This window comes from Ideonella azotifigens (assembly GCF_021043325.1).
Classification (GTDB): domain Bacteria; phylum Pseudomonadota; class Gammaproteobacteria; order Burkholderiales; family Burkholderiaceae_C; genus Ideonella; species Ideonella azotifigens.
Genome location: NZ_JAJNKD010000005.1, coordinates 206,592 through 222,493 on the forward strand (window position 1 = coordinate 206,592; position 15,902 = coordinate 222,493).

Below are 15,902 nucleotides of genomic sequence, written 5' to 3' on the forward strand. Positions count from 1 at the left end.
ATCAGGAACGGCGCGGTGCGCCCAGGCGCCATTGGGCGCGTGCTTCGGAAATGCCTTGCACCAGCGCTTCAAGGGACTCGCCCTGGCAGTCGCGCAAGGTCTGCTCCAACACGCCGAGTGCGCCTCGGAAGTACTCGGACTGGCGCAGCACTTCCTCGCGGTTGGCGATCAGGATGTCGCGCCAGACGGCGGGATCGCTGGCGGCGATGCGGGTGAAGTCGCGGAAGCCCGGGCCGGCCAGTGCGAGGAAGTCCTCGCTCTCTGGCTGCTGCAGGATGCCGGTGAAATACGCGAAGGCCAGCAAATGTGGCAGGTGGCTGACCGCGGCAAACGCGGCGTCATGCGCCTCGGGCGTCATCAGCCGCACGTGCGCACCAATGCCGGTCCAGACGGCGCGGGCCTTTTCCACCAGCGTCGGCAGCGTCTGCGGCAACGGCGTGAGGATGACCTGCCGGTCGCGGTACAGCTGCGCATCGGCATGCTGCACGCCTGAGAGTTCCTTGCCGGCGACGGGGTGCGCCGGCACGAAGGCCACCGCGCGCTCCTTCAGCGAGCGCCGCGCGGCGTCCACCACGTCGCGCTTGGTGCTGCCCACGTCCATGAACAGCACGTCCGGCGAGACCAGGTGGCGGATGGCGCGGAAGGTGGCATCGGTGGCGGCCACTGGCACGGCGATCAGCACGATGTCGGCACCAGAGACGGCCAGCAACGCGCTTTCCGCCGACTGGTCGATCACGCCGAGCTGCTTGGCGCGTTCGGTCGTGGAGGGTGACTTGCTGTAGCCGATCACGCGCTCGACCAGGCCGGCCTGTTTCATGGCCAGCGCAAATGAGCCGCCCATCAGGCCGCAGCCGATCAATCCCAATTGTTTGAACATCGTGTGGGGGTTGCTCAGTGCACGTCCAGCGGGTAGGTGCCCAGCACCTTGAAATAGGCGCAGGCCTGGCGGAGTTCCTGCATGGCGGTGTGCACATGCGGCTCGTCCGGGTGGCCTTGCAGGTCGATGTAGAAGTAGTACTCCCACTGGCCCGAGCGCGCTGGGCGAGACTCGAAGCGCGTCATCGACACATCGTGCGCCTTCAGTGGCTTCAGGATGTCGTACATCGCGCCGGGGCGGTTGACCACCGAGACGACCAGGCTGGTGCAGTCGTGCCCCGAGGCCTTGGGGGCAGGGTGGCGATGCGGGTCGGTGACGATCGCGAAGCGGGTGCGGTTGTGGGTGTCGTCCTGGATCGCGGGCGAGACCAGGTGCAGGCCGTATTCGCTGCCGGCGCGCACGCTGGCGATGGCGGCCAGCTTGGGGTTCAGGGCGGCCTGGCGCGCGGCCTCGGCATTGCTGGCCATGGGCTGGCGTTCGACGTTGGGCAGGTGGCTGGAGAGCCAGCCGTGGCACTGCGCCAGCGCCTGCGGATGCGCGGCCACCACCTCGATGCCTTCGAGCGAGTTTTCCTTGCGCAGCAGGTTGTGGCGCACGAACAGGCTGGTCTCGCCGATGATGAACAGCGGCGTGGTCAGGAAGATGTCCAGCGAACGGGCGACCACGCCTTCGGTCGAGTTCTCGACCGGCACGACGCCGAAGTCGGCGGCGCCAGCCGCGGTGGTGCGGAACACGTCGTCGATGCTGGTGCAGGGCACGCGCACGATGGACGAGCCGAAATAGCCGAGCGCAGCCTCTTCGCTGAAGGTGCCGGCCGGGCCCAGGTAGGCCACGCGGGTGGGCGTTTCCAGCGCACGGCAGGCCGACATGATCTCGCGCCAGATGGGCGCCACGCTGTCGAGCTTCAGCGGGCCCGGGTTCGAGGCCTTCAGGCCGTCGATGACCTGGGCTTCGCGCTCGGGGCGGAAGACCACCGAGCCTTCCTTCTTTTTCAGCTCGCCAACGGCCAGCGCCAGGCCGGCGCGGCGGTTCAGCAGGGCCAGCAGGTCCTGGTCCAGCGAGTCGATCTGCTCGCGCAGCGCCAGCAGTTCCGGCGCGATCGTGGCCGGGGTGGCGGCAGGGTTGGCGGCGGGAGTGCCGGAGGTCGGGTCAGCCATGGCGGCGCACAAAATCCTTCATGTACTCGACCAGCGTTTGCACGCCGGCGAGTGGCATGGCGTTGTAGAGGGAGGCCCGCATGCCGCCGACGGACTTGTGTCCTTTCAGCTGCAGCAGGCCTGCTTCGCGAGCGCCGGCCAGGAAGGCTTCGTTGTGCGAAGCATCGGCCAGGAAAAACGGCACGTTCATGCGGGAACGTGCGTCGGCCGCCACCGGGTTGCGGTAGAAGCCGCCGTTGTCATCGAGGTAGCGATACAGCAGCTGCGAGCGTTCGATCGCGCGCCGCTCCATTTCGGCCACGCCGCCCTGGCGCAGCACGTGCTGGAAGACCAGCCCGGCGATGTAGATGCCGTAGGTCGGCGGCGTGTTGAACATCGAGCCATGTTCGGCGACGACGGTGTAGTCGAAGGCGGTTGGGCAGATCGGCAGCGCGTGGCCCAGCAGGTCTTCCCGAACGAAGACGATGGTGAGCCCGGCAGGGCCGATGTTCTTCTGCGCGCCGGCAAAGGCCAGGCCCACGCGGGACCAGTCGATGCTGCGCGACAGGACGTGCGAAGAGCAGTCGACCACCAGCGGCGCGCTGCTCCCCAGCGCGGCGAGGTCAGGCAGCGTCTGGAACTCGACGCCGTGGATGGTCTCGTTGGAGCACAGGTGCAGGTAGCTCGCGCCTTCGCGCAGTTCCCAGCTGGCCGGCGCCGGCAGGGTGGTGAAACCGCTGGCTTCGTTGCTGGCAGCCGCGCAGGCATTGGCGTAGCGGCCGGCCTCTCCGAGCGACTTCTTGCTCCACGCGCCGGTGACGATAACGTCCACCAGACCGCCGCGCGACAGGTTCATCGGCACGATGGCGTTTTCACCCAGTCCGCCGCCCTGCATGAACAGGATGCGGAACTCGGGTGGTACCGCCAGCAGCGCGCGCAGGTTGCGCTCTGCCGTCTCGTAGATCTCGATGAACTCCCTGCCGCGATGGCTCATCTCCATCACGCCCATGCCGGAGCCATGCCAGTCCAGCATCTCGGCTGCGGCTTCGCGCAGCACCTCTTCAGGCAGCATGGCCGGGCCGGCCGAGAAGTTGAAGGGGCGGGTACGCGCTGTCATGGCGGGCGGGTCGGCAGGGAAACGGAGAGGGCCAGCAGCCGCGGGGCGCTGCCAGCCGGAGCGTGCAACTTACTTCTTGACTGGCGCCTTGGCAGCCGGCTTGGCCGCACCAGATGCCGCAGGCGCGGGTGCCGCCGCGCCGTTGATGCCCAGCTTCTTGCGCAACGAGTCTTCCAGCGCGCGCAGCTTGGGCTCCACCGTCGGCTTGGTGTCAGCCACCAGCTTCTCCTGCAGGTTGTTCAGCATCTGCGGGCCGACTTCGTTGAACTTCTTTGCGGCCGGTGATTCGAGCCACGCGACCAACTGCTTGAGCTCGTCCTCGCTCATCTTCTCGTCCAGCAGCGAGCCCATTGCGGTTGGCGCCAGCTTGGTTGCCCGGTCGCGCAGCAGCGGGGCCAGTTCGTCATAGAACTGCTTGATGTCGGCTTGCACCGACTTGCCGACGGCTTCCTGCTTGTCTGCTGGAAGTTGGCTGACCGCCTGGCCGGCAACCTGCAGCACCTGCTGGGCCGTCTGGCCCGCGATGTTCTGGCCGATCTGCTCGATCGACGGTTGCTGCAGCTGGATGACGCGCGCGATCAGGTCCTTCTTGGCTTGCGAGCTTTGGGCCTGGGCGGCGCCGGTCAGGGCAAAGCCTGCCAGCACGAGCGCGGCAAGCCGCGTGCGATGGTTCATCATCATCCGTTGGTGTCCTCTGGGCCGGTGTCGGCGTCGGTTTCAGGTTCGATGGCGTCTGCCGCATCGTTTTCGACGATGCGTTGCAGGCCGGAAAGTTGGGAGCCGTCGTCCAGCGCAATCAGGGTCACGCCTTGCGTGGCGCGGCCCAGTTCGCGGATCTCCGAAACCCGGGTGCGCACCAGCACGCCCTTGTCGGTGATCAGCATGATCTCGTCGTTCGGGCGCACCAGCGTGGCAGCGACGACCTTGCCGTTGCGCTCGCTTTGCTGGATGGCGATCATGCCCTTGGTGCCACGGCCGTGGCGGGTGTACTCGACGATGCTGGTGCGCTTGCCGTAGCCGTTCTGGGTGGCGGTCAGCACGCTCTGCGTCTCGTCTTCTGCGACGAGCATCGCGATCACGGTCTGGTTGTCTTCCAGCATCATGCCGCGCACGCCGCGCGCCTGGCGGCCCAGCGGGCGCACGTCGTCCTCGTCGAAGCGCACGGCCTTGCCGCCGTCGGAGAACAGCATCACGTCGTGCTTGCCGTCGGTCAGCGCGGCGCCGATCAGGTAGTCGCCCTCGTCCAGGTCCACGGCAATGATGCCGGCCTTGCGTGGGTTGCTGAATTCGTCCAGTGCCGTCTTCTTCACGGTGCCGCGTGCGGTGCACATGAAGATGAAATGGTCGGCCGGGAAGGCGCGGTTGTCACCGGTCAGCGGCAGCACCACGGTCACCTTCTCGCCAGGCTGCAGCGGGAACATGTTGACGATGGGCTTGCCGCGGCTGGCGCGCCCGCCCTGCGGCACTTCCCAGACCTTCAGCCAGTAGACGCGGCCGCGGTCGGAGAAGCACAGGATCCAGTCGTGCGTGTTGGCAATGAAGAGCTGGTCGACCCAGTCGTCTTCCTTGGTCGCGGTCGCCTGCTTGCCGCGGCCGCCGCGCTTCTGGGCGCGGTACTCGGCCAGCGGCTGGCTCTTGAAGTAACCGGTGTGGCTGAGCGTCACGACCATGTCGGTCGGCGTGATCAGGTCCTCGGTGCCGAGTTCCTGCACGTTGTGCTCGACCACCGAGCGGCGCGCGCCGATCTTGGTCTGGCCGAATTCCTGGCGCACGGCGGTCAGCTCTTCACCGATGATGAAGGTCACGCGCTCGGGCTTGGCGAGGATGTCCAGCAGGTCGGCAATCACCGACATGACCTCCTTGTACTCGCCAATGATCTTGTCTTGCTCCAGGCCGGTCAGGCGCTGCAGGCGCATCTGCAGGATTTCGCCTGCCTGGTCTTCCGAGAGTCGGTACAGGCCGTCCGGCTGCATGCCGAAGTGCGCTGGCAGGCCTTCGGGGCGGAAGGACTCGCGGCCGCCAGGCGCGTCCTGCTCGGCACGGGTGAGCATCTCGCGCACCAGCGAAGAGTCCCAGCTCTTGGCCATCAGTCCGGTGCGGGCAACCGGCGGCGTCGGCGAGTTCTTGATGATCTCGATGAAGTCGTCGATGTTGGCCAGTGCCACCGCCAGGCCTTCGAGCACATGGCCGCGCTCGCGCGCCTTGCGCAGCTCGTACACCGTGCGGCGCGTGACGACTTCGCGGCGATGCTCCAGGAAGATGTCCAGCAGCTGCTTCAGGTTGCAGAGCTTGGGCTGGCCGTCGATCAGGGCCACCATGTTGATGCCGAAGGTGTCCTGCAGCTGCGTCTGCTTGTACAGGTTGTTCAGCACCACCTCGGGCACTTCACCGCGCTTGAGCTCGATCACCACCCGCATGCCGGACTTGTCCGACTCGTCCTGCAGGTGGCTGATGCCTTCGATCTTCTTCTCGTGCACCAGCTCGGCAATGCGCTCCAGCAGCGTCTTTTTGTTGACCTGGTACGGCAGCTCGTCCACGATGATGGACTGGCGCGCGCCCTTGTCGATGTCCTCGAAATGCACCTTGGCGCGCATCACCACCCGGCCGCGGCCGGTTCGGTAGCCTTCGCGCACGCCGTTGATGCCGTAGATGATCCCGGCGGTCGGGAAGTCCGGCGCCGGAATGATCTCCATCAGCTGTTCCAGCGTCGCGTCCGGCACCTTCAGCAGGTGCAGGCAGGCGTCCACCACCTCGTTGAGGTTGTGCGGCGGAATGTTGGTTGCCATGCCGACGGCAATGCCGGTCGCGCCATTGACCAGCAGGTTGGGCAGCCGGGTCGGCAGCACCAGCGGTTCCCTCTCGGAGCCGTCGTAGTTCGGGCCGAAATCGACGGTTTCCTTGTCGAGGTCGGCCAGCATCTCGTGGGCGATCTTCGACAGGCGGATTTCGGTGTACCGCATGGCCGCAGCGTTGTCGCCGTCGACCGAGCCGAAGTTGCCCTGGCCGTCCACCAGCATGTGGCGCAGCGAAAAATCCTGCGCCATGCGCACGATGGTGTCGTACACAGCCGTGTCACCGTGCGGATGGTACTTACCGATCACGTCGCCGACGATGCGGGCGGACTTCTTGTAAGCCCGGTTCCAGTCATTGTTCAGCTCGTGCATCGCGAACAGCACGCGGCGGTGCACCGGCTTCAGGCCGTCGCGCGCATCGGGCAATGCGCGCCCCACGATCACGCTCATCGCGTAGTCGAGGTAGGAGCGCCGCATTTCCTCTTCGAGGCTGATGGGCAGGGTTTCTTTGGCGAATTGGGTCATGAAGCGACAGGGTGCGGCCAGCCTTGACGCAGTGCGCGCGGGCGAAGCGTCCATTCTAAGCTGCCGGGCTTGTGGCTCATGAACAACAAGTTCGGCGTGATTGGTCGGCCGCGCCCAGAGAATACGAGCCAGCGGAAGCCCTATGGCACAATCAGTTGTCGCTGGTGAATGCTAGGGAAAACTAGCATTTGCTGGGTATTTCGCTTCCGATTTGGACGTATCGCAGGCAACCTGCGGCTTTCCTTGAGAGGAGAATCATGAAGAAACTGAACAAGGTGGCGATGCTGTTCGCAGCTGCCGCACTTGCCGCGCCGATGTCGAGCGCTTTTGCCCAGACCGTCGATAACTGGCGCGCTTCCGATGGCACCGTTTGGAAGAACGGCACCAACGAACTGTGCTGGCGTGACAACTTCTGGACGCCTGCTACCGCGGCCCCTGAATGCGATGGCGCGCTGAAGCCTGAGGTGAAGCCGGTCGCTCCGCCTCCGGCCGTCGCTCCGGCGCCTGTGGCCCCGCCGGTTCCGCCGAAGCCGGTGCCTGTCGCTCCCGTGAGCGAGAAGGTGACCTACGCTGCTGACGCCTTCTTCGACTTCGACAAGTCTGTCCTGAAGCCCGAAGCCAAGGCGAAGTTGGATGACCTGGTCAGCAAGACCGCTGGTATGAACCTGGAAGTCATCATCGCCGTCGGCCACACCGACAGCGTTGGTTCTGACGCGTACAACCAGAAGCTGTCGGTTCGCCGCTCGGAAGCTGTCAAGGAATACCTGGTCAGCAAGGGCATCGAAAAGAACCGCGTGTACACCGAAGGCAAGGGCGAGAAGCAACCTGTGGCCGACAACAAGACCGCCGAAGGCCGCGCGAAGAATCGCCGCGTGGAAATCGAAGTGGTTGGTACCCGCGCCAAGTAATCGGTTTTCCGATCACATCGAAACCCCGCCCCGGCGGGGTTTTTTCATTTCTCGCCGTACCATTCGAGCCATGGTGAATGCAGATCCCCAAGAACTGAGCAAATTCGGCGAACTGGCCCACCGCTGGTGGGACGCTGAAGGTGAATTCCGGCCTTTGCACCAGATCAATCCCTTGCGGCTGGACTGGATCGCCGGCCTGGCGAAGCTGCCTGCCGCCGAGGTGCTGGACGTGGGCTGCGGCGGTGGCATCCTGGCTGAATCGATGGCGCGCCGCCAAGCCACGGTGCTGGGCATCGACCTGTCGGTCAAGCCGCTGAAAGTGGCTCAGTTGCACGCGCTGGAAGCCGGCGTCGAGAACCTCAGCTATCGCGAGGTCGCGGTCGAGGTCCTGGCCGAAGAGCGGCCGGCCAGCTTCGACATCGTGACCTGCATGGAGATGCTGGAGCATGTGCCCGATCCGGCGTCCGTGGTGCGCGCCTGTGCCACGCTGGTCAAGCCCGGTGGCCGGGTGTTCTTCTCCACCCTGAACCGCAACCTGAAGTCTTTTCTGTTTGCCATCGTCGGTGCCGAGCACGTGCTCAAACTGCTGCCCAAGGGCACGCACGAATACGCGCGCTTCCTCAAGCCCAGCGAGCTTTCGGCCTTCGCGCGTGAAGCCGGCCTGGAGGTCTCGGCGTTCAAGGGCATGGAATACAACCCTTTCACGCAGCGCTACTGGTTGTCCGCGCGCACCGACGTGAACTATCTGATGGCTTGCCGCAAGCCGGCATGAACCCGGGTTCACAAAACCGGCCGACGGCCGTGCTGTTCGACCTTGATGGCACCTTGATCGACAGCGCGCCCGACCTGGCCAACGCCGCGAACTGGCTGCGCGGCCAGCATGACTTGCCGCCGCTGCCTTACGCGCAGCTGCGGCCCATGGTGGGCAGCGGTGCCCGCGGCATGATCGGCGTGGCCTTTGGTATCACACCGGTAGACACTCGCTTCGAGGCCTTGCGCGATGCCTTTCTGGCTCGCTATGCCGAGGCCCTGCTGCAAGACACCACAATATTTGCCGAGGCGCAGCCGCTGCTGGCGGCGCTGGATGGCGCCAGCCTGCCCTGGGGCATCGTCACCAACAAGGCGGCCCGTTTTGCCGAGCCGGTGGTGCGGGGCCTGGCCTTGCACACGCGGGCCGGCACGCTGGTCTGCGGCGACACCATGCCTCAGGCCAAGCCCCACCCGGCGCCACTGCTGGAAGCTGCGCGCCGCCTGGGCGTGGCACCACATGACTGCGTCTACGTGGGCGACGACCTGCGCGACGTCCAAGCCGGCCAGGCCGCCGGCATGCGCACCGTGGCCGTTCGCTGGGGCTACCTCGGCGTGGGCGAGCGCATCGAGGACTGGGGTGCCGATCTTGTCGTCGAAAGCCCCGATCAGCTCTTGAACTGGCTGGATCTGGCTTAAACTAAGCCTCTTGGGGCCGACCTGGTTTCGACGTTGGTACTGAGTTGGGACAGGGCATGCCGAGCACCAGTTCGCTCGTAAAACCACTGGAAACAAAGTAACTGCAAACGACTCTACGTTCGCACTCGCCGCTTAATTGCGGTTGAGCCTCTCAACGGTTGGCCTATGGGCCGGGTCCAAGCCGCAAGGCAAGGACTGAGAGGTTAATCACATAGGCTGGTGTCCCGGTTGGCCATGGGCCGGGATGCGAGATCAAGTGGCTGGTTGGCTGGATAGCGTGCTGCTGCGCGATCCGGTCGGCGAGATCCAAATCAGACAGCTAAGCATGTAGATCTTCCTGGCGATGGCTGACGGACGGGGGTTCAATTCCCCCCGGCTCCACCATTCACACCGGTTCACAGCGAACCGAAAAAGGCAAAAAAGCCCTAGAGAATCAACGCTCTAGGGCTTTTTCTTTGCTTGGTCGCCGGAGGTGTGAAACGCGCCTTGTGGCCCCGCATGGACTGTCAATTCGCATGGAATTCGCATGCGAAAAGTCGAACCACCTGTCCACCACACACCGATTCGGTAGCAGGTCCGGCTTGCCTCTTGCTGTGTGGTCGCCACCGTGTCGGTGACAGTCATGGTCTGCGTCTTTGACGCTGCCGAGGCAACGGTGCCAGTTCGAAGCGGTGAGTTCAACGGTGTTTCGCAGGCACCGCAGCGTCGGCTGGACCTCGCCGTCGAACCCAGGCTGCCCGGTGCGTCCGCCGAAGCGCTGGCGCTGAAAAATCGGAGGTGAAAGACAGCTCTGTCCTTTCCCGACAACTGGTGATCTACGCGCCTGACGGGCAGGCCAGACTGGCCTGGGAGGTGGTGGTGAGCGGGAGCGACAGCGTTGGCGGCCCGGCGCGCATGCACGTGCTGGTCGACGCGCATCAGGCCCGATTGCTGGGTCGCTGGAACGACACCCACAGTGCCGACAACAAGGGCACGGGCAAGTCGCTGTACTACGGTACCGTGCCGCTGCACGACACGGTCAACAAGGCCGCCACCAAGTACACGCTGCAGGACAACACCCGCGGTGGCCACTATGTGGTCGACATGAACGCTGGCGCCGATCAGGAGTCGCTGTTCACCGCCACCGACAACATCTGGGGTGATGGCACGATGGCCGACCGCCAGACCGATGCCGCCTATGGCCAGAACGTCACCTGGGACTTCTACAAGAACCTGCTGGGGCGAAACGGCATCGCAGACGATGGCAACTGCGCCCACTCACGCGTGCACTCCGATCTCGACAACGCCTACTGGGACGACCAGTGCTTCTGCATGATGTACGGCGACGGCGGGGCGCAGTTCAAGCCGCTGGTGGCCCTGGACGTGACAGACCACGAGATGACCCACGGCGTGACCTCGCGCACCGCCGGCCTGATCGGCATCGGCCGGGACAAGGCCACCAGGATCTGGTACCGCGCGCTGTCGGTCTACATGGTTTCGACCGAAACGCTGGCGATGGCCCGCGTCGACACCATCAAGGCGGCAGAGGGCCTGTACGGCGGTGAACCGGCCCTGAACGACGGCGCCTTCGCAGGTTAGATTCCTTGAGTCCGCCGGCACGCCGGCGGATTCCCCGGGGTTGGCATCATTTGCCAGCGACAAGGCCTGTCATACAGTGTGAACAGACGGGCCGCTTGCTGTGGCAGACCTGTTGTTGTTCATCCGAGGAATTTGTGCGTAGCTCTCATCATCGATTCGCAGCGTCGTTGTCGCTGCTGGCTGGCTTGGCCAGCCTGGTTCCGGGCGCAGTGCATGCCCAGCTGAAGCCGGGGTTTGCGCCGAACGAGACCTTGGCGGCGCCGCGCAAGGACTTGCTGGATTCCGAGTTCAGCCAGTCGCGCAACCTGTTCACCTGGTGTGACAAGGACGGCCGGCTGTGGGTGGGCACGGTGGACCCGGCCAACGGCAACATCCTGAAGCCAACCTACAAGATGCTGGACGCGGACGCGATCACGCCGCAGGACATGAAGATCACCACGAACGGGCCGGAGTGGGTGAGCACCGCCACAGGCGACCAGGTGATCTACACCAAGTTCGTCGGCGACCCGAAGGCCTCGACGGCGCGGCTGGCGCTGGTCGAGGGCAGTGCGGACGGCAGCACCTGGGGCGCGCCCACCTTGCTGGGTCCGGACGCCGGCCGCAACGCGCCTTATGGCAGCGACGATGCGGACGATCCGAACCCCCGCATCAGTTATGTGGACGCCAAGAACAACCACTACTGGCGCTACCTCCATGACGCGGCGTCCGAGGTCAAGGTGCAGGGCATGAAAAAGACGCCCAAGCCGATCTCGGTGCGCTTCTCCAAGGGCTACAACGGGCTGGTGTATTCGCAGGCCGTTGACAGCGTCAACCAGGTGTTCTTCCTGCAACTGGACACCAACAAGCTGGTGCAGATCACCAAGGACGATGGCGCCAAGGACGCGCGCACCGTGCCGTGGATGTGGCGCGCACCGGAGTTCAACGACAAGCTGACGGTGCTGACGACCGTCAACGAAAACGAGCTGCGCTTCTACCGCAAGCAGGACGGTGGCGACGGCAGCAGTGCCTGGACGCAGATCAACAGCATCAAGCTGGCCGAAGGCGACACCGTGGCATCGCCCGAGCCGTTCACCTACAACGGCAAGTCCTATGTGGTGCTGGCGGTCAAGCGCAGCGGTTACGACTACCCCACTGCGGTCTACATCGCGGCCGTGGCACCGGACGCGCCAACCCCGTTGTGGAAAGTCAGCGACGACGCGGACAACCACGAGCGCATCGACCCGGAGGTCTACATCACGACCGCCAACGGACCGGTGATCTTCTACAACAAGTTCGACCCCTCGCTGGACACCACTGGCGAACATCCGAACTGCGCGGCCTGCTCCGAAGGGCTCTACCGGGCCAGCACAGGTCTTTGACCACCGCGCCTGGCAGGAAAGGAGGCGCCGCTCGGCGCCTTTTTTCCGCGCGCAAGCCGGTAGGACGCAGCGCTCCACCCCGATGAACTTGCCCGGTCTGTGCGATATGCCGCACGCGGCAGGGCTGTATCCCTAGTCTGCAGGGGTACGGGTAGACCCTGGTCGTCGGCCGTCCTCGGCCATACTTGTGACAAAGTGTTCAAAACACTTCCGATGGCCGGCGCTTCGCGGGTTGGCCAGGTCTGCCGCAGCGCGTTGGGCGCTGTGCCAGGCGCCCAGGAATCGATGTTGTTTCGAGGAAGTCGTGAGTCACAGCCCCATTCGAATGACCCGCAGGCCCGCGGCGGCCGCCACCCCATCCACCACCTTGTTCGCAATGCTGGCCAGTGTCTGCCTGATGGGCCCGGCCCTGGGCCATGCCCAGGTGAAGGCCGGCTTCGCGCCGAACGAGTCGCAAGCTTCCACCCGCAAGGACTTGATCGACAGCGAGTTCAGCCCCTCGCGCAACATGTTCACCTGGTGCGACAGCCAGGGCCGGTTGTGGCTGGGCACCGTCGATCCGGTCACCGGCAACATCCTGAAGCCGACCTACAAGCTGCTGGATGAAGACGCGATCACGCCCAAGGAGATGCTGATCACGACCAACGGCCCGGAGTGGATCTCCACCGCCACCGGCGACCACGTGGTCTACACCAAGTTCGTCGGCACGCCGTCGGTCGACACCGCGCAGTTGGCGCTGGTCGAAGGCAGCGCGGACGGCACGACCTGGAGCGCGCCCCAGTTGCTGGGCGCAGGCAATGCGCCCTACGCCAGCGACGATGAAGGCGACACCCAGCCCCGGATCAGCTACGTCAATGCCAAGGGCCAGCACCTTTGGCGCTACCTGTACGACGAGTCTTCCGAGAAGAAGGTCAAAGGCATGACGGCGACCAAGCAGCCGGTGTCGGTGCGCTTCGTCAAGGGCGACAAGAGCCTGGTCTATGCCCAGAAGGTCAAAGGCGGCACCAAGCAGGTCTTCAAGCTGGCGCTGGATGACAGCAAGGAGCCCGTGCAGCTGACCTTCGACGAAGGCGAGAAGGACGCGCGCACCGTGCCGTGGATGTGGCGCGCACCGGAATACAACAACAAGCTGGTCCTGATGACCACGGTCAACGAAAACGAACTGCGCTTCTACAAGGGCGACGGCAATGGCAACTGGGCCGTTGTCAACAGCGTGACGATGCCCGCGGGCACGGTGGTGCGCTCGCCCGAGCCCTTCACCTATAACGGCAAGTCCTACGTGTCGCTGGCCGTCAAGAGCGACGCCTACGATTTCCCGACCGCGATCTACATTGCCGCCGTGTCGCCCAATGCCAAGACCAAGCTCTGGAAGATCAGCGACGACACCGACCTGCACGAGCGCAGCGATCCGGAAGTGTTCGTGACCGCGAACGGCCCGGTGGTGTTCTACAACAAGTACGACCCGTCCTTGATGACCGGCGACCAGACGGACCCGGCGCGCTGCTCGGCCTGCTCCGAAGGCCTGTTCCGCGCCGCCAGCGGGCTCTGATTGCGGGCACGCTCATCGCAACCCCGCCAAAACTGCGTTCAGATGGCTTGCAATGTGGTGCAGCGGGCGGGGCTTTGCACCAGGGCTTGCCAGCTGGCTGTTTGCCACAAAAAGGCCGGGTTTACAGCCCCAGCTCGCTCAGGCCTGGATGGTCGTCCGGCCGGCGGCCCAGCGGCCAGCGGAACAGGCGCTGGTCTTCGGCGATCGGCCGGTCGTTGATGCTGGCGTGGCGCTGCGTCATCAGGCCGTCGCCGTCGAACAACCAGTTCTCGTTGCCGTGGCTGCGGAACCATTGGCCGGCGTCGTCATGCCATTCGTAGACAAAACGCACCGCGATGCGGTCGCCTTCAAACGCCCACAGTTCCTTGATCAACCGATAGTCCAGCTCGCGCGCCCACTTGCGTTCCAGCAGCGCCTGCGCCTGGTCGCGGCCGACCGGGAATTCGACCCGGTTGCGCCAGCGCGTGTCGGCGCTGTAGACCAGCACGATGCGCGCCGGGTCGCGGCTGTTCCAGGCGTCTTCGGCCAGGCGGATCTTCTGGACCGCGGTCTCGCGGGTGAACGGGGGCAGGGGCGGGCGTTGGGACATGGGGATGCTCGGCGGAAGTCAGGGGCCAGAGGATGCCATGCAGGCCATCGCCCGAAGCCGCGCCCGCCCGGCCGCCACCGCGGCAGCAGGGTGACTCAGCTCGCCGACGCCAGTGCCCGCGCCGGTTCTGCCTGCGGGCTGACGGCCGGCATGCGCCAGCGCGCTGGCGCGGCCTCCACTTCCGGTTCGTCCAGTGCTGGCAGGTCGATCAGCAGGCCGCGCTTGTCCGCGGCCAATGCCACCTCGGTGCGGTTGCTCGCGTCCAGCTTCTGGAACACCGATTTCAAATGCGACTTCACGGTGCCCAGCGCGATGTCCAGCCGCTTGGCAATCGCCTTGTTGCCGTGGCCGGCCACCAGCAGCCGCAGCACATCGGTCTCGCGGCTGGTGAGCAGCGAACCGGCCACGCTGTCGGCCAGGCGTTGGGCGGCCAGCGTGCCGATGCGGCGCATGCCGCAGTGCAGTGCGCGCACCGCGTCGACCAGCTCGTCGAGCCCGCAGCCAATCGTCAGGTAGCCGCGCACACCGCTTTCGAGTGCATGGCGGATCTCGCGCTCGCTGTCGCGGCGCGTCAGGATCAGCACCCGCGCGCCCAGTGAGCCGAGCGAGCGTCGTGCGGGTTCGGCCTTGCCGAGCGCGATGCAGCGCAGGCCTTGCGCGTAGTCGGCAATCACCACGTCGGCCTGGCCTGGGTCGGCCTGCGGCGACAGCAGCACCATGTCAGGCTGCGCGCCCAGCGTGGCCCGCAGGCCGGCGCACAGCAGCGCGTCGTCGTACAGGACAAGGACTTTGATCGTGAGCAGATCGAGCATGGCGGCCTCCAGGCAGTGGGTGAGCAGATGATGGAACCGGTTGTGCCGCGGCGCGAGTGAATCGACGTGAATCACCGTGAAGCGAAGAGGCTCGGCCGATGTGAATCGGCGTGAATGCCGACCGGTGGCGGGATGATTCAGATTCCTCTTTTTAGGGCCGCCAGCAGCGTGGCCGCTTCGCGCAGGTCGCGCGCGTCGTGGCCTTCGTCGAAGCGCGCCAGCATCGGTGCCAGCGTGGTCTGTGCGGCCTGCAGTCCTCGTGCGCGCGACAGCACGGAAGGCGTGGCGGGCCGCGGCTGCGGCCGTGCCGGGGAGGCAATCGTCACATGGCCGGCTGCCGCTGGGCGGCAGCTTGGGCGGCGGTGTTGGACTCGGGGCTTGCGGGGCGCCATGCTTCGGACGCTGAAGAAACGGCGGCCTGGGCAGCGGGCAAACCTGCCGTGCGGCGGGGCCGCCGTCTGCCGAGACATGATCGGCGAGCCACTCCGGCGGGTGGTGTGAATCGGTGTGAATTCGAGGCGCTTGGCGGGTTGGCAGGGCTCACGTTTGGCCGCGCGCGGCCTGCCGGGTCGCGGCATAGGCGCGGGTGGTGGCCGGCAGGTGGAACCGCGCCGGGCGGCGCCGTCCAGCCGCATCACCAGCGACCTGGCGACCCGGCTCGGCACCGTGCCGGTCGCCTGCAGCACCGGCAACCGTGCGCAGGCCAGTGCCTTGCCGGCTTCGTCCAGCGCGAAGCACCGGTTGAACACCGAGAGTCGGCGCAGCACCAGGCGCTGGGTCTCGGCAGCGCCTGGCAGAGCTGCAGGATCGCGGGCAGGTTGGCGGGCGTGGCGGCGAAGCCCCGGCGCGCTGGCCGCGGCACGTTCCACCAGCAAGGCCACGGCAGGCCATTCGAGCGCTTCGGCCAGGCAGACGGGCGGCGTGGTCGGGCCGCGGTCACCTTGGCAACCACCGCGGCGATGCGCCGCGAGAGTGGTGCACCCCGCGCCGCAGCGCCATTGCACAGTCAAAGGGCTTTGGCGTGCTTCGACGGCAAGGTGCGCCTCGTTCGTTTGGAGGAGATTTCCGCCGCCTTCGACTTCGAACAGCCCGTGATCAGAAGCTATGCTTGCCTGGCACCGAAAACCTTCAGCCACCCATGGGCTGAGGCCTTCGCTGTCCCCTTTGCCCTCAAGCAGGTGTTCAGAAGTGACGAATTTCCCTGACAGACGCAGT

16 protein-coding genes and 1 other RNA gene are annotated in these 15,902 nt (G+C 65.7%); 9 read left to right on the forward strand and 8 right to left on the reverse strand.

The window, feature by feature from the left end:
- Window position 1: 1 nt before the first annotated feature.
- From LRH25_RS13570 to gyrA, 5 genes are all read right to left on the reverse strand, one after another.
- On the reverse strand, window positions 2-877 hold the full coding sequence (locus tag LRH25_RS13570; RefSeq protein ID WP_141285408.1) for a prephenate dehydrogenase: 876 nt from the start codon (window positions 875-877) through the stop codon (window positions 2-4).
- A 14-nt stretch (window positions 878-891) separates the two neighbouring features.
- Window positions 892-2,034, reverse strand: a complete 1,143-nt coding sequence (gene pheA, locus LRH25_RS13575) for a prephenate dehydratase (protein ID WP_141285410.1) — start codon at window positions 2,032-2,034, stop codon at window positions 892-894.
- Window positions 2,027-3,130: a 3-phosphoserine/phosphohydroxythreonine transaminase gene (gene serC, locus LRH25_RS13580; RefSeq protein WP_141285412.1), complete on the reverse strand. Its 1,104-nt coding sequence runs from the start codon at window positions 3,128-3,130 to the stop codon at window positions 2,027-2,029. Before serC ends, pheA begins: the two co-directional genes overlap by 8 nt.
- A gap of 69 nt (window positions 3,131-3,199) precedes the next feature.
- Window positions 3,200-3,811 (reverse strand): DUF2059 domain-containing protein, encoded by a 612-nt coding sequence (locus LRH25_RS13585; RefSeq protein WP_141285414.1) that lies wholly within the window; start codon window positions 3,809-3,811, stop codon window positions 3,200-3,202.
- Complete coding sequence (gyrA, locus tag LRH25_RS13590; protein WP_141285416.1) at window positions 3,808-6,447, reverse strand: DNA gyrase subunit A; 2,640 nt, start codon at window positions 6,445-6,447, stop codon at window positions 3,808-3,810. Before gyrA ends, LRH25_RS13585 begins: the two co-directional genes overlap by 4 nt.
- A 257-nt stretch (window positions 6,448-6,704) precedes the next feature.
- On the opposite strand from gyrA, the gene ompA reads away from it, so the two are divergent.
- The 8 genes from ompA to LRH25_RS13630 all read left to right on the forward strand — a co-directional run bounded on the left by ompA (window position 6,705) and on the right by LRH25_RS13630 (window position 13,286).
- The gene (gene ompA, locus LRH25_RS13595) at window positions 6,705-7,355 is read left to right on the forward strand and encodes an outer membrane protein OmpA (protein ID WP_141285418.1); all 651 of its coding nucleotides are present in this window, start codon (window positions 6,705-6,707) and stop codon (window positions 7,353-7,355) included.
- A gap of 70 nt (window positions 7,356-7,425) precedes the next feature.
- Window positions 7,426-8,127, forward strand: a complete 702-nt coding sequence (gene ubiG / locus LRH25_RS13600) for a bifunctional 2-polyprenyl-6-hydroxyphenol methylase/3-demethylubiquinol 3-O-methyltransferase UbiG (RefSeq protein WP_141285420.1) — start codon at window positions 7,426-7,428, stop codon at window positions 8,125-8,127.
- Complete coding sequence (gene gph / locus LRH25_RS13605; RefSeq protein ID WP_141285422.1) at window positions 8,124-8,801, forward strand: phosphoglycolate phosphatase; 678 nt, start codon at window positions 8,124-8,126, stop codon at window positions 8,799-8,801. Before ubiG ends, gph begins: the two co-directional genes overlap by 4 nt.
- Window positions 8,802-8,813: 12 nt before the next feature.
- Window positions 8,814-9,185, forward strand: a transfer-messenger RNA (tmRNA) gene (gene ssrA, locus LRH25_RS13610).
- 211 nt (window positions 9,186-9,396) lie between these two features.
- Window positions 9,397-9,582 carry a hypothetical protein gene (locus LRH25_RS13615; protein WP_141285424.1) on the forward strand — a complete coding sequence of 62 codons (186 nt, stop codon included), beginning with the start codon at window positions 9,397-9,399 and terminating at the stop codon, window positions 9,580-9,582.
- Window positions 9,579-10,379, forward strand: a complete 801-nt coding sequence (locus LRH25_RS13620) for a M4 family metallopeptidase (RefSeq protein WP_141285426.1) — start codon at window positions 9,579-9,581, stop codon at window positions 10,377-10,379. The genes LRH25_RS13615 and LRH25_RS13620 overlap by 4 nt, the downstream gene beginning before the upstream one ends.
- A gap of 185 nt (window positions 10,380-10,564) precedes the next feature.
- Window positions 10,565-11,737, forward strand: a complete 1,173-nt coding sequence (locus LRH25_RS13625; RefSeq protein WP_141285428.1) for a hypothetical protein — start codon at window positions 10,565-10,567, stop codon at window positions 11,735-11,737.
- Window positions 11,738-12,062: 325 nt separating this feature from the next.
- Window positions 12,063-13,286 (forward strand): hypothetical protein, encoded by a 1,224-nt coding sequence (locus LRH25_RS13630; protein ID WP_141285430.1) that lies wholly within the window; start codon window positions 12,063-12,065, stop codon window positions 13,284-13,286.
- A 121-nt stretch (window positions 13,287-13,407) separates the two neighbouring features.
- Here the strand turns inward: LRH25_RS13630 and LRH25_RS13635 are convergent, their stop codons facing one another.
- From LRH25_RS13635 to LRH25_RS13645, 3 genes are all read right to left on the reverse strand, one after another.
- Window positions 13,408-13,875, reverse strand: coding sequence for a nuclear transport factor 2 family protein (locus tag LRH25_RS13635; protein WP_141285432.1), 468 nt, complete (start codon window positions 13,873-13,875; stop codon window positions 13,408-13,410).
- A 95-nt stretch (window positions 13,876-13,970) separates the two neighbouring features.
- Window positions 13,971-14,687, reverse strand: a complete 717-nt coding sequence (locus LRH25_RS13640; protein WP_141285434.1) for a response regulator transcription factor — start codon at window positions 14,685-14,687, stop codon at window positions 13,971-13,973.
- Between the two features lie 137 nt (window positions 14,688-14,824).
- On the reverse strand, window positions 14,825-15,013 hold the full coding sequence (locus LRH25_RS13645; protein WP_231011363.1) for a hypothetical protein: 189 nt from the start codon (window positions 15,011-15,013) through the stop codon (window positions 14,825-14,827).
- 501 nt (window positions 15,014-15,514) lie between these two features.
- On the opposite strand from LRH25_RS13645, the gene LRH25_RS13650 reads away from it, so the two are divergent.
- Complete coding sequence (locus LRH25_RS13650; protein WP_231011364.1) at window positions 15,515-15,892, forward strand: hypothetical protein; 378 nt, start codon at window positions 15,515-15,517, stop codon at window positions 15,890-15,892.
- The last annotated feature ends 10 nt before the right edge of the window (window positions 15,893-15,902 follow it).